The organism is Paeniglutamicibacter selenitireducens, from assembly GCF_051550675.1.
In the GTDB taxonomy this organism is placed as follows: Bacteria; Actinomycetota; Actinomycetes; order Actinomycetales; family Micrococcaceae; genus Paeniglutamicibacter.
Genome location: NZ_JBPULF010000004.1, coordinates 167,155 through 179,859, shown reverse-complemented (window position 1 = coordinate 179,859; position 12,705 = coordinate 167,155). Strand labels below are relative to the sequence as shown.

Here is a 12,705-nt window from a genome sequence, read left to right as displayed (position 1 = left end):
CTGGGCCTTCATATGGAGATACGCTGTCACGATGACCAACTACAGTGCCCTGCCGGTTTGTGAGTTCGCATTCCCCGGCCCGCTCCGGGATCGGCTGGTGGCCGCCGTTCTGGATGGCTCCAAGACCTCAACGACTGCCACGCTCATTGAATACGAGATTGAGCAGGAAGTTCTGCCCGTGGCTGGCTTACAGGAAGTGGTCATCGACTCCGCCGGGAATCCAGTGGCCGTCATTGAGATAACGGAAGTACGCCAGGTCCGTCTGGCCGACGTGGATTTGCAGCATGCCCTCGATGAGGGTGAGGGATTCACTACGGTCGCCCAGTGGCGGGCCGGCCACGAGGAGTTCTGGAATTCGATGGAGATGCGCGAGGCCATGAACGACCCGCATTTCTCCGTTGGTGACGATACGGTGCTGGTTCTCCAGCGGTTCAAGGTCGCTGCGCGACTGGCCTAACCGGCATTTCACTCCACTGCGACCGCGCCAAGCCAAATGGCGTCTGAACCGTGTCGGCTCGAGGAGCCCGTCGCTGGATGATCACGGAGTCCTTGCGGCGGCGATAAAACTGATATTGACCACTAGATACTGGAGTATGCCCACAATTTCTCCTAGGTTGGGGTGAGGACGCTGTACCAGCTTCCAATGGCATGGTCGGAGGAACAACGGATATGACTGCTCGAACCCGCATGATCGGGTTGGTCGTGCTCACAATGCTGACGTTCAGTGCGTGTTCAGCCGATACCGGCGCCGACGCGACGACTTCGGCTGCCGGGGGCGCCATCGAGCTGGCGGTAGCCGAGTCGTGCACCGAGGGGAACGACCCGGCGTGCGTTGCTGTCCAGGGTGAGCATGTTGTGCTCCCCCTTGCCTTCGAACGAGCTGCAGTTGAGGACGCCACTGTCGACGAAGACCACGGACCGAATACTGTAGACGTCACCTTCACCAAAGATGGGGCAACTGTCCTCCAGAAGCTGACGGAGAACGCCGCCCGAGCCGGGAACTCTGCACGACTGGTCATCAAGGTCGGTGGGGAAATCCAAGCTGTCGTCACGGTCATGGAAGCAGTGGACAACGGGCGTGTACAGATCGAATTGCCGTCGGACGAAGGCACCGCGAAAGTTGTCGAGCTAATTCAGGGTGGCTAGGACGTGTCGTCGGCTGCCGAAAACGGACCTCTATGCGGCTTGCCCGTGGCGAGAACGGGACGGTCTTGGGAGCCTGTGTCGACCATTAGGCCCGATCATGCCGGAACCCACCCTTTGCAGCGCGGACCACGGTGGCGATAATGAGGTGGGATCGGACGTTGCTGGGGAACAGCTCCGTTCATGGCCCGGTATCGGTCCGATGAGGCGCGCCGCGCGCATCGAGGGAAGGCGACGGGGTGAGACCACTTCGATATTCCATCAACGTCACACTCGATGGTTGCTGCCATCACGAGGCGGGCCTTCCCCCGGACGAGGAATCGATGGCCTACTGGACCGCCGAGATGGCACGGGCGGATGCACTGTTATTCGGTCGTACGACCTACGAAATGATGGAGTCGGCATGGCGGAAACCTGCCACCGGTACCTGGCCGGATTGGATGGATACGTGGGAGATCCCGTTCGCTGAGGCCATCGACCATGCGAAGAAGTACGTCGTGTCGAGCACGCTGGGCGATGTCGATTGGAACGCCGAGTTGCTGAAGGGCGAGCTGGGGCAGGCGGTGGAGCGGCTGAAGCAGGTACCGGGTAAGGGGCTCTTCGTGGGCGGGGTGACGCTCCCGCTGGCGTTGGCCGACCTGGGTCTGATCGACGAATACGTGTTCCTTGTCCAGCCTGTCATTGCGGGGCATGGGCCTTCGTTGCTCCACGGTTTGCGCGAGCGAATTCGTCTTGAGCTCGTGGATCGCCGTGGCTTCCGGTCGGGGGTGGTCGCACTGCGCTTCCGGCCCATACGAGTGGCAGACCGACCGGGGTTGCCCTGAGGTTCCTGCCGCATGGAGACCCTGGGCCAAACCGAACCAGACAGGTTCCCCGACAGCACCGGTGACGACCATTTGAGATCACGTCATCGAAGATGCCGGAATCCCGAGACGGCGACGTCCGTCGCCATTTAGAGGCTGACGCCCGAATACCTCTTGATCCCCATGCCAAAAGCAAGACCGTCCGCGGCCGCGGAACTTTCATCCACCCGGGATGGGAACAGGGGCATCGTGGTGGACCAAACCTAAGAATCCCCAAGATTCCGCCGGCACCCATGACCCAAGAGCCAGCGGGCGCGGATTCGGGTTGAAGGCCGAACTGGTCGCAGTGATCTGCGTCTGGTTTCACGGCAGCAATCGTCGCCGCTGGAACAACCGGCCAAGGTCCAGCCTCCGGATAGCCCCTCACAGCAAAGGCACAGGCGGGCGCTATGTAGGCGGCCATCCATCCCGCCCTAGACTGTGCCCAAGGGCGTCGAAGACGCGGACTTGGGAGAGATCACATGCGACGTGCAGCTTCAGTTCCGAAGTGTTTCCACATCAATCCACATCATCCCACCCGACTGTGGTCCGTTGCGCTGTGTGCGGTGATGGCTGGCGGTCTTGCCGCGTGTTCGGGCGCGCCACGGCCGCCTGTGCGGGTGGATGCACCGCCGGACCTTTCCTTCGTTCAGGAAGTGGTGGATCCCAGTTCACTGACCCGGCACCTGGAGGCTCTCCAGAATGCGGCGGACACCACCGGTGGAAACCGGGCCGATGCCACAGCGGGCTACGAGGCGTCCGCGGCATACGTCGAGGAGCAGCTGCGCGCGGCGGGGTACGAGCCGCGGCGCCAGGAGTTCAGCTACGGCCGGCGCAACCCTGTGGAAACGTTCAACATCCTGGCTGACACCGGCAGCAGTTCCGGCGGCCTGCTGGTACTCGGTGCCCACCTGGACTCGGTCGAGGATGGACCCGGGCTCAACGACAACGGCAGCGGAGTCGCAGCGGTGCTCGAGGTCGCACTGCGGCTCGCGGAGAAGGGCGCCGTGTCGCGGGAGCGGATCCGGTTCGCCTTCTGGGGCGGAGAGGAGGACGGTATGCATGGTTCGGAACACTACGTCGAGCAACTCTCCCGCAATGAAGCCGCCGCGCACGTCGCGTACCTGAATGTCGACGTCGTGGGCTCGCCGAACGCAGTGGTCTTCGTGTACGACGGCGACGGCTCGGACAGCAGGGGGGATGCCGGGCCCGAGGGGTCTGGCACCATCGAACGGGTTCTCCAGGACATCTTGCAGGCCGGGGGGCTCCAGTCTCTGCCGTTCGGGTTCATCGAGGACTCGGACTACGATGCGTTTGTGAAGGCCGGCATCCCGACTGGTGGCCTGTTCACCGGCGACGGGGGGACCAAGAGCAAGGCCGAGGCGCGCATGTTCGGCGGGCAGGCCGGGGAGCAGTACGACGAGTGCTACCACCAGGCCTGCGATACCATCCAAAACGTCGACATGGCCATGCTGGAGCGGATGACCGAAGCGCTCATGAGCGCGACGGTTTCACTCGGCAGCATCGAGGGCGGGATGGCCGAGGGCGCGGCAGCGGAGAAGGGCGCTGGCTGAGACGCAGGAACTCGGGCCTTCACGAGGGCCACTGGCTTACTGCGGGCGGAAGCACCCGGGCGGTGCCGCTGGCTGCTTGTCGTGCTTCGGCTCGTTCATACGACGCCGCGGACATGAAGCCCAGAAAATCGTTCCATGCAGTGCTGACCCGGAAGTACCTTGGGGATCGGAATGCCCGAACCGCAGGGTGCTGTATCGACGGGTGCCAGACTGCGGACACCGGTTCCAGTGCGCGAAATTCGCGCCGGCAACACTCGCCGTCGCGATTCGCAACCAGCGGACCACCATCCGGGGCGGGGCTTTTCGACCAGGGCATGCAGCGAGATTGTGCAGCAGACCTCTGACATTTCGTGCAGTCGCTTTCCGAAATTGCCAGGAATTTGCGTGTTTGTTTGTCAACGTCAGATTACCCAACGCCAAACCGAAAGGCCCTCGGTTCGCATTGTTCCGCAGGGGAGAGCCTTGGCGGGCCTGCCAAAGCCAGGTTGTTGGTCCCGAGTGAAACGCGGCCAGCTGTTGTGCGCCGCAACTGCCCATCGGGTCGCGGAACCGACTGACCGGGATGGTCCCACTGCAGCGTTCCATCCACGACGCAGTTGTGCGGCGGTTCCCGTTCGCATGGTTGGACCAAAGAATGCCGTCTTCCGTTGGCTGGCGTATCGCCGTGGGCCGGGCCCTCCGTCAGCGATCAACTTGGCGGCCACGTAGTATAGGACTCATGCTTAAATCCGGTCCAGAGTCCATGATCCTGCTCGGTATTGGGCTTCCGATTGCACTACTTTTCGCCTACCTCATCGGACAAATCACCCGCTGGCTGGTTCGTCGCCGCGTGTCGGTGAGCACCTCAACCACTCTCGTCCTTGCCGTCATTGGCTTGTCCTTGGGGTTCGTGCTCAGCAGCCTGATCTTCCGCAATTCCGAACCCTGGAGCCTTGAGGTCTTGTTGCTCTCAATCGGTTGCACTGCAGTGCTTCTGACGCTCTTTGCCCTCGTGGCACGGCGCTTCCAGCCACCCCAGCCGCGAATTTCGATTCTGGAAGTCGCGCGCCGCGGCGAGTCGCAACTCGTCGAGTTCAAGTCATCGGCCCGGTGGAACATGCACACCCAGCAACGTGACGAGCGAATGGAACTCGTCATAGCCAAATCGGTCGCCGCCTTTCTCAATGCCGACGGCGGGACGCTCCTCATAGGCGTCGCGGACGACGGGCGGATCCTTGGTTTGGAACCGGACTTCAGCCTCGTCAAACGACCCGACACCGATCGCTACGAGCTGTGGCTGCGCGACCTACTATCTTCCACGCTTGGGCAGAACGCGGCAGCCTTGCCGATGATTGACTTTGCCCCGGTCGAGGTTGACGGCACCCCAACATTCATCTGCAGGATCTCATGCCCAAACTCTCCCCGCCCGGTCTTCCTTGACCCGGGGAGGAACGAGCGCTCCGAGTTCTGGGTGCGCAGCGGCAACTCCACACGCCAACTGACGCTCGAAAACGCCACGGACTACATCATGGTCCAATGGCCACTTGGCGTTGGCCAAACGATGGCGGCGCAACTACGCTCGTCCTTCCGGGGATCTCGCGCGGGGTGATCCGGCAGCGCGGACCATCGGCACAGGCGTTGGTGCGATGTCCGTGATCGGGGGCCCTGGCGGTGAGCATTGGCCAGATCGACCACCATGCAAGCGTCGCCGTCTACATAACCGAAATGTTCGGTTCCCTCATGCAGGATGCGTTCGCCACGCAGTACGACAGCACCCGCGACAAAGAGGATCCCGCGATAGCAGCCCAAATGGTGCAGTCGAGCTATTGTCTCGTGGCGTTTCACCTGGCAACCCTCCGCGGGACAACGTCGTGTTGGGAAGTTGCCCATGCTCGCTCATCTTCGCAGGCCATGGGGAAGCTGTCCGATGCATCCCGTTGTTGATAGCTAAGCCAGAATTACCGGTCTTAACACCCTGCCTGGGTGTGGAAGGAGCGGAATGCGGAGAAGAACTCCGCAGCCCCGGATGACCCGCAGCTGCTGGCAATTAGGTATACGTAGCTGGCAATGGCTACAGCGAATCCGACAATGGCAATGGCGAGCAAGATCCAAGTAGCCTGATTTCGGCCAATACGTGTGGTCACATTGTCTCCGCTGATCGGTGGTTCAGATTCTTTCCAAGGTTCTTTACGGTAGCAGCACGCCTATGTGGTGTTCTCGAAGTCGCTTGGATATCCATCTGCGTCCAAATCGAAATTGGCAATAAACGGTGCGGGTTGAGTGAAGCCATCGTTCTTGGCGCGCTTGACGTGTCCGGAAGCGGACCGGTCAACGGGAAAATCCTAGGACCCATTAGGTCCTTTGATCTTGCTTATTGCCCATGAGGTGTCTCAGCGGGGACGGTGGCGACCGAGGCCGGCACGGTGGGCGGGCCGCCTTTGGTGCTTGGCCGCCAGGTAGGTGCCTGCCGTGGCAAGGGCCGGAAGGCTCAGAAAGGTAAGGAGCGCGCCTCCGCCGCTACCGGGTCCCCCAACATTTATGTAGGCGAATATCCCGACCCACCACAGCTGAAGAGCAAGGAAGCCACCGAGCAGGGCAAGGGAACCACTGAATTCGCTGCGTCCAATCGCCGGCGCATGATCTGCTTGGTTTGCCACGCTAGCTCCGCCGTCCGTAATTTGGTCCATTGCCTGTCACTAGCACAGCACGGATCGTCATGTTTGGCGAGACTTCCCGGTGCGTACGTCGCGCGGTGTGCACCGCGACTGACGCAGGAGTCGACGTGGCGACCGGCCTTGCCGGTGTGTTCGGGGTTGGCCCTCGTCGAGCTCCCGGCGGAAGTTTGCGCAACCCTCTCCACGGCCACAAAGATCGTGCTTTCCAAGAAATAGGGCCATCTCGCGCCGCCGCTGACAACGGCCGCCGGGCAGCTCATCACCGGCGGTTTCACCCTCATGACGGTTATGCTCGCGTGCGAGGGAGTCCCTCCGGCTGCACCGACGCGCTCGAACCTTGGCGGCTAAGATTACCTTTCCCTCCTCGGCGCCGCGTTTGCATACGTCATGTGGTGCTTGCGGCGTCGCCGCGGGCACCACGGCCTTCCTTGGACTACTCAGTCCCGTCGTGGCGATACTGATTGGGGGCGCAGGGGAAAGCACCACCCCGATGAAAATACTGGGAGTCCTCATCGTCGGGGGGACCCACCACTGCCGCAATCGCCACCAGGAGCGCAAGACCTCCCGGCGATTCCGAAGTGCTCGCCGGGATGCGTTCCTGATGGCCGTTACTTAGCTTGTCGGATAGAAATGCTCTGACAAGCCCGGTACGCCATGTCCTCTACCGAGCAGCAACCAGGTGAGCCCAAGTGCCCAACCGTATGCGGGAATCTCGCGACCGTTCCGTGGCGAGTGCATTCGTCGCACCGGTCTTCATGGTCGTGGGGCGAGAGGAGAACCTGGCGGCAACGGCAATTCCTCACTGATCGGCTCCTGCCCCCGCAGCCTGCACATTCCGGTTCCGCCTTCATGTCGGTATTCAACCCAGAGCACGGCTTGGCGGCCGTCCTTGTTGGCTTCGGCCCACGCCAGGACGTCGTCCACGCCTGCTGCATTTTCGAGCCGATGCTCGATGCTGTCACCGTTCTCATTCCAGAAATCCACGCGGTACACAGGAACGAGGTCTTCTTCGCTGACATAGCGCGGATCAACGAGAGACATCTTGATGCTTCCCACACTCATGGTGACAATCTATCCCGTTCACGGTGAATCATGCCTGAATTCTCAAACTGTCCCGCTACATGATCGGCGGCCGGACGTTGAACCTGTTATTCCCAGACGCAATCAGTCAATGTTGTTTTCTCCCACATAGAAACACTCTGCGGGTCGGGAATCTTCGTAACCAGCCTATGCTGGGACTGCATCCGGTTGGGCAAACGCTCGGCCGCAAATACGCTGGCGACACCTTCTTATGCAACACTGGCTCAATGGCACCGATTGCAGTCTCAACTTCCTCAGCCATCTCCGATGCCGAGATCCTTTCGCTATACAATTCGGTTGGCTGGTCGGCCTACACCAACAGCCCGGACGTCCTCTTTCAAGCGATCAAAAGTTCGTCATTTGTCGTCTCTGCCTGGAGCGAGGATGGCAAGCTAGTTGGTCTCGCTCGGACGATTTCAGATGATGCAACAATCTGCTATCTCCAAGACATTCTGGTTCATCCGGACTTTCACAGAACAGGCGTAGGACGATCTCTCGTCGAGCAAGTATTGGAGAGATACCACCACGTGCGTCAGACGGTGCTCATCACCGACGACGAGCCGCAGCAACGTGCCTTCTACGAGTCCATGGGGCTGACTGAAGGAGCTGACTTCCCCGTTGGTCCTGTGCGCGTCTTCGCCAAATTTCGCTAATGTCAGGTTGATCCATCGCTGAATCCTCTGCTGGCTGAGGTGCGCCGATGGTGCGCAGTCGGCCCGTATTGAGGATCGGCCTGGGGGCGGACCGGCTCAAATACCGACGCTTCTGTACCTGGTGTTGTGTTCCGTTGTGAACTGAGAACTAGCCAGTCAGTGTTCTTGCCGCCATGTCGGCATCCTGGCGGTTGGAAAATACAAACTGGTAGCGGTGCCCGCTGGAATCGGAGAAGGTCACGGCCGCTGAACCGCCCACGTTAAGTCGCGTCAGCGAACCACGCTCGTGAGTGATTACGGGCCAGTTCAGTATCCCCGGGTTCATGCCGTTATCCGCTTCTACCGAGACGTCATGCACGTCTTGCCGTTGCACGATCCGTTTCCAGGCCGGGCCAGTGAGCGTGACGGTTTGATCGTCAACGCTGACCGAGATCTTGACCAGTCGCCACAGCCATATGGCGGCTACGACGAGTGCAGCCGCGACTACATGGAATCCCCAAATTGATTCGATGACAGCCTCAACGGCAACGACAACGGCGATGACCATGAGCAACGCTGCCCCACCATTACGGAGCCACCAGGGCGGGCGTTCCACGAATTGAAGGCCTGAGGTCTCTGTTTGGGGCGCCATGAAGTTTTCTCCTGATGGGTTCGTGCTTACTCGGAATCCGCCTGCACTTCTGGCAAAGCCCTATCATTGCGGTTGGGGAGGCGCTAAAGCGTGGACGCCATGCGGCGGGGTATGCTCAGTGATCGGCAGTTCGGTCCTTGCGGGGAATGGCTACATGGAGGCAACGATCCTGGCGATTAGGCGGATCAACGCTGTGCACGCGTAGAACTTGCGGGAGGGCTGGGGAACGATCGCTTGTGGCTTTTGTTGCTGGTTCACCGTGGTCGAGACCGCTGATTTGGGGCGTATTTATTCACGTTGACGCCTGCCGGAGCAGTTGAATGGAACCGCCCGCTGCAAGGCTGCCGTTGGACGTAGTTGGGAATGAAAGCCCCGGCATCATTCAGGGACGGACCTGTCTGGCTGCTAGAGGTTGACTTCGCCGTGGACGCAGCTCGTGACATCCCCGCCAACCCAGATTTCGCCGTTCGCGACCGCGACATGCACTCGACCTTGATACCCGATGGCAGTTCCTTGGGCGGCCACGTAGTGCCGATCCGCCACCCCGGCATCGGTCATCCACCGCGCCAACCCTGCATTGAGGCTTCCGGTGACAGGGTCTTCCCACACAGGATCCCCACCCACGAAGGCGCGCACTTCGAACTGGGCCTCATGCCCCGGCACATGCGGTCCGACCACGCCGATGCAGAGCGATCCCAGGTCCATGGGATCGGGCCGCAGTGCGAGCACTTCTTGCGCACTGGACAGTCGAACGCCGATCCATTCGGGGCCGTTGACCAGCCACGAGGTATCGACGATTCGCTCCCGGGGTATGCCCAAGGCCGCCGCGATTTGGTGGACCAGCGACTCTTCGATGGGTCCAAAGCGGGTCAGCGGTGGAGCCGCGAAGGCATACCGCTGGTTCTCCACGCGCACCGTCACAAGCCCCGCGCCGCATTCCTGAACGATGGTGCCCCCATTCTTGGGGGAGCCTCCCGCAGCCAGCCAGGCTGAAGCCGATCCCAGGGTCGGGTGGCCGGCGAAAGGGAATTCCTGAGTGGTGGAGAAGATCCTGACTCGGTAGTCGGCCGCGGGATTCGTCGGCTTTAGAAGAAACGTCGTCTCGGCCAGGTTCGTCCATTTTGCGAAGCGTTGCATCTCTTCGACCGTCAACCCATCCGCATCATGCACGACCGCCAAGGGGTTGCCGAGGTAGGGCGTCGGGGAAAAGACATCGACTTCACTGTATTTGCGCATGGTCACAGCACCAACCTAGCAGCCGGCGAATACCCCACACCCAGGTCACCGACCAATCAGGAGGTTGTTCAGCCGCAGGGTTTGCATCGGTTTGTGTACGGTACGCAATTTCCGGAAGTGTCCCATGACAGGCGGTTCGTCTCCACGAACTGCCTGACCGGTACCGTGACTAAACCGCAGTTCTTGTCATACCCCTTGCCTACGAAAACACGGATTCGTCCCGCCATCGGCGTCATGCCTGGGCATGGACGGGCCGTCCCGCGATCCGGTCCTCCGGCAGGCAAGCCATTCTCTGACAAACGCTTTGCATTCACAGGTTGCCGGCTGCCCCGGGTAGCCCCCCCCCGCAAAAGAGCCGGTGAAACGAGCGCCGGCTGCGACATGGGGAAACCTGGTCCAGATGCGTCCCCGTACCTGCACGCGTAGTGCCCTGACCCAGTCTCTCTGCAGCCGCGTGATGTTGGAGAGTGCAACCGCCGGCTCTCGGGTCGATGCGGCAGTACACCCGCAGGTGTTGCCGGGCCATGGTTGCGGGAGCAGCGGCATCGGGAATCGAGTGTGGGATCCACCGTGGACGGCAATTCATTCGCCGGCGAAACCCGCCGGATTCACGTCGGTGGATCGCCGAACCGCCCGCCGACGCGGCAACTGATTGGAGGCAGCATCGTTCGGCCCCGAAACCGGAAGCCTTTCCTCTGTGCGGGCAGCCCGGAATGAGGTGAAACCGCCAGGGGAGGGAGTGTCAGCTACGGCAGATGAGCCGCAGGTACGCGGACGTCGCTAGGAGAACACCACGGTGCGGTGGCCATCGAGCATCACGCGGCGCTCGGCATGCCAGCCCACGGCGCGGGTGAGCGTGCGGCCCTCGACGTTGCGTCCCATGGCCACGAACTGGCTGGCGGTACGCGCGTGGTCCACGCGGATGACCTCCTGTTCGATGATTGGACCCTCGTCCAGGTCGGCCGTCACATAGTGCGCGGTGGCGCCGATGAGCTTCACGCCGCGGGCATGGGCCTGGTGGTAGGGCTTGGCGCCCTTGAAGGAGGGCAGGAACGAGTGGTGGATGTTGATGGCCTTGCCGTTCAGGGAGCGGCAGAGGTCATCGGAGAGGATCTGCATGTAGCGGGCCAGCACCACCAGTTCGATATCGTGGGTGGCAACCAGTTCCAGAAGTCGTGCCTCGGCTTCGGCCTTGGTGGCCGCGGTGACCGGGATGTGCACGAACTCGATGCCGTAGAAGTCGGCCATGGGCTTGAGGTCCAGGTGGTTGGAGACGATCACCGGCACCTCGATCGGCAGCGTTCCGGCGCGCTGGGCGAAGAGCAGGTCGTTCAGGGCATGGCCCTCGGTGGAGCACATGATCAGGGTGCGCAGCGGCGCGCCCTCCGCGCCGATGTCCAGGTTCATGGAGAACGCCGCGGCGATGGGTTCCAGGGCCGCACGCAGGTCGGCGATGGGCTGCTCGGTGGCCACCGCGATGCGCATGAAGAAGTTGTGTGTCTCCGGGCTTTCGAACTGCTGCGACTCGGTGATGTTGCAACCTGCCTGCAGCAGGGCGCCGGACACGGCATGGACAATTCCCGGGCGGTCGGGGCAGGACAGGGACACAATGAATTCGTTGGTGCTCACCCCGAAGAGGTTACCCTCCGGCCTCGGGCCCGACGCAGCATGTGAAGCCAGTATTGCGAGGGCATCGACGTTGCAGGGGTGCTACCGGGCCGTTGCCGGCTGCCGCACGGCCGGCGCGGCTCCGGCCAGCAGGCGCGCGGCACCCACCGCGGCGGCCCGTCCGGCCCGTGTTGCCCCGATGGTCGAGGCGGAGGCCCCGTAGCCGACGAGGAACAAGCCTGGCACCTTCACCACCGAGACGGAGTCATCGTCCATGAGGATGCCTCCGCCCGGTTCGCGCACCCCCAGCGGGGCCAGGTGGTCGAGCGAGGCCCGGAACCCGGTGGCCCAGAGGACGACGTCGATCGGCTCCTCGCCGCCGTCGGCAAAGCGCACCGAGCGCTCGCCGAACCCCGCGATGGCTCCGCGGGAGACCAGCACGCCGGAATCGATGCCCGAGGCGTAGAAGTCGGTCAGCGGCAGGCCCGTCACGGACACCACACTGCGCGGCGGCAAGCCGGAACGGGTGCGCCCGTTGACCTCCGCCTCCACCTCGATGCCCCAGGATGCGTCCTTCGGTGCGGTCCGCCATTGCGGTGCACGGCGCGTGGACCACAGCGTGTCGATGCCCTGCTCCGCGAGCTGCAGCAGGAACTGGGCGGCGCTGGTGCCGCCGCCGACCACCAGCACGCGCCGGCCCCGAAACTCGTCGGGGGAAACGAAGTCCCGAGTGTGCAGCTGGCGTCCGGTGAAGTCGCGCTGCCCCGGGTAGGTGGGCCAGTGCGGTTTGTCCCAGGTGCCTGTCGCGTTGACGAGGGTCCGGGCCGTGAGGTTTCTGCCGTCGGTGGAGATGACGGTGAACCCGTCCTCGAGCGAGCCGGTGACGCCGGCGGTCTTGAACGGGCGGATGACGGGGATGGCGAAGTGCTCCTCGTAGGCGCCGTAGTAGCGGGCCACGACCGCGGAGGCGGGCTCCTTCGGGTCGGGTGTGTCCAACGCCATGCCGGGCAGCGGGTGAAGCCCGTGGGCGCGGTCGAAGGTCAGGGTGTCCCAGCGGTGGCGCCAGGCGCCACCGGGGCCGTCGTTGGAATCGAGCACCACGAAGTCCTCGAATGGCCGCAATCCCTTGCGGATCAGGTGGTATGCGGCCGAGAGGCCCGCTTGCCCGGCCCCGATGACGATGGTGTCCAACACCGCTTTCGATTGCTCCACGTCTGCTGCGCTCCCGACGAAGTCTGTTGAAGTTTCAACTGTCATGACGTGTAACAGTCTCCATCGCCGCGC

The 12,705-nt window shown here is 62.5% G+C and carries 11 protein-coding genes; 6 read left to right on the top strand and 5 right to left on the bottom strand.

What is annotated here, in order from left to right; translation table 11 throughout:
• Window positions 1–31: 31 nt before the first annotated feature.
• From ACSYDW_RS09745 to ACSYDW_RS09725, 5 genes are all read left to right on the top strand, one after another.
• Window positions 32–457, top strand: coding sequence for an ASCH domain-containing protein (locus tag ACSYDW_RS09745; RefSeq protein WP_438338531.1), 426 nt, complete (start codon window positions 32–34; stop codon window positions 455–457).
• A gap of 212 nt (window positions 458–669) precedes the next feature.
• Window positions 670–1,146 carry a hypothetical protein gene (locus tag ACSYDW_RS09740; protein ID WP_438338530.1) on the top strand — a complete coding sequence of 159 codons (477 nt, stop codon included), beginning with the start codon at window positions 670–672 and terminating at the stop codon, window positions 1,144–1,146.
• Between the two features lie 236 nt (window positions 1,147–1,382).
• The gene (locus ACSYDW_RS09735; protein WP_438338529.1) at window positions 1,383–1,967 is read left to right on the top strand and encodes a dihydrofolate reductase family protein; all 585 of its coding nucleotides are present in this window, start codon (window positions 1,383–1,385) and stop codon (window positions 1,965–1,967) included.
• A 677-nt stretch (window positions 1,968–2,644) separates the two neighbouring features.
• Window positions 2,645–3,559, top strand: a complete 915-nt coding sequence (locus ACSYDW_RS09730) for a M20/M25/M40 family metallo-hydrolase (RefSeq protein ID WP_438338528.1) — start codon at window positions 2,645–2,647, stop codon at window positions 3,557–3,559.
• Between the two features lie 718 nt (window positions 3,560–4,277).
• Window positions 4,278–5,147 (top strand): AlbA family DNA-binding domain-containing protein, encoded by an 870-nt coding sequence (locus tag ACSYDW_RS09725; RefSeq protein ID WP_438338527.1) that lies wholly within the window; start codon window positions 4,278–4,280, stop codon window positions 5,145–5,147.
• 1,819 nt (window positions 5,148–6,966) lie between these two features.
• Here ACSYDW_RS09725 and ACSYDW_RS09720 read toward each other — a convergent pair.
• Window positions 6,967–7,275 (bottom strand): hypothetical protein, encoded by a 309-nt coding sequence (locus ACSYDW_RS09720; protein WP_438338526.1) that lies wholly within the window; start codon window positions 7,273–7,275, stop codon window positions 6,967–6,969.
• Between the two features lie 245 nt (window positions 7,276–7,520).
• Between ACSYDW_RS09720 and ACSYDW_RS09715 the strand changes: the two genes are divergently transcribed.
• Complete coding sequence (locus ACSYDW_RS09715) at window positions 7,521–7,946, top strand: GNAT family N-acetyltransferase (RefSeq protein ID WP_438338525.1); 426 nt, start codon at window positions 7,521–7,523, stop codon at window positions 7,944–7,946.
• A 148-nt stretch (window positions 7,947–8,094) separates the two neighbouring features.
• Here the strand turns inward: ACSYDW_RS09715 and ACSYDW_RS09710 are convergent, their stop codons facing one another.
• The 4 genes from ACSYDW_RS09710 to ACSYDW_RS09695 form a co-directional block, all read right to left on the bottom strand.
• Window positions 8,095–8,577, bottom strand: a complete 483-nt coding sequence (locus ACSYDW_RS09710) for a hypothetical protein (RefSeq protein WP_438338524.1) — start codon at window positions 8,575–8,577, stop codon at window positions 8,095–8,097.
• A 405-nt stretch (window positions 8,578–8,982) separates the two neighbouring features.
• On the bottom strand, window positions 8,983–9,819 hold the full coding sequence (locus tag ACSYDW_RS09705; RefSeq protein ID WP_438338523.1) for a PhzF family phenazine biosynthesis protein: 837 nt from the start codon (window positions 9,817–9,819) through the stop codon (window positions 8,983–8,985).
• Between the two features lie 774 nt (window positions 9,820–10,593).
• The gene (purU, locus tag ACSYDW_RS09700) at window positions 10,594–11,442 is read right to left on the bottom strand and encodes a formyltetrahydrofolate deformylase (protein WP_438338522.1); all 849 of its coding nucleotides are present in this window, start codon (window positions 11,440–11,442) and stop codon (window positions 10,594–10,596) included.
• Between the two features lie 81 nt (window positions 11,443–11,523).
• Entirely contained in the window at window positions 11,524–12,678 is a 1,155-nt protein-coding gene (locus ACSYDW_RS09695; protein WP_438338521.1) for an NAD(P)-binding domain-containing protein, read from the bottom strand.
• Between the last annotated feature and the right edge of the window lie 27 nt (window positions 12,679–12,705).

What these genes read in the sequence shown, in the direction of transcription:
- ACSYDW_RS09695 (WP_438338521.1), bottom strand. Translation starts at nt 12,678, where the DNA reads ATGACAGTTGAAACTTCAACAGACTTCGTCGGGAGCGCAGCAGACGTG.
- ACSYDW_RS09740 (WP_438338530.1), top strand. Translation starts at nt 670, where the DNA reads ATGACTGCTCGAACCCGCATGATCGGGTTGGTCGTGCTCACAATGCTG.
- ACSYDW_RS09715 (WP_438338525.1), top strand. Translation starts at nt 7,521, where the DNA reads ATGGCACCGATTGCAGTCTCAACTTCCTCAGCCATCTCCGATGCCGAG.
- ACSYDW_RS09710 (WP_438338524.1), bottom strand. Translation starts at nt 8,577, where the DNA reads ATGGCGCCCCAAACAGAGACCTCAGGCCTTCAATTCGTGGAACGCCCG.
- ACSYDW_RS09745 (WP_438338531.1), top strand. Translation starts at nt 32, where the DNA reads ATGACCAACTACAGTGCCCTGCCGGTTTGTGAGTTCGCATTCCCCGGC.
- ACSYDW_RS09725 (WP_438338527.1), top strand. Translation starts at nt 4,278, where the DNA reads ATGCTTAAATCCGGTCCAGAGTCCATGATCCTGCTCGGTATTGGGCTT.
- ACSYDW_RS09720 (WP_438338526.1), bottom strand. Translation starts at nt 7,275, where the DNA reads ATGAGTGTGGGAAGCATCAAGATGTCTCTCGTTGATCCGCGCTATGTC.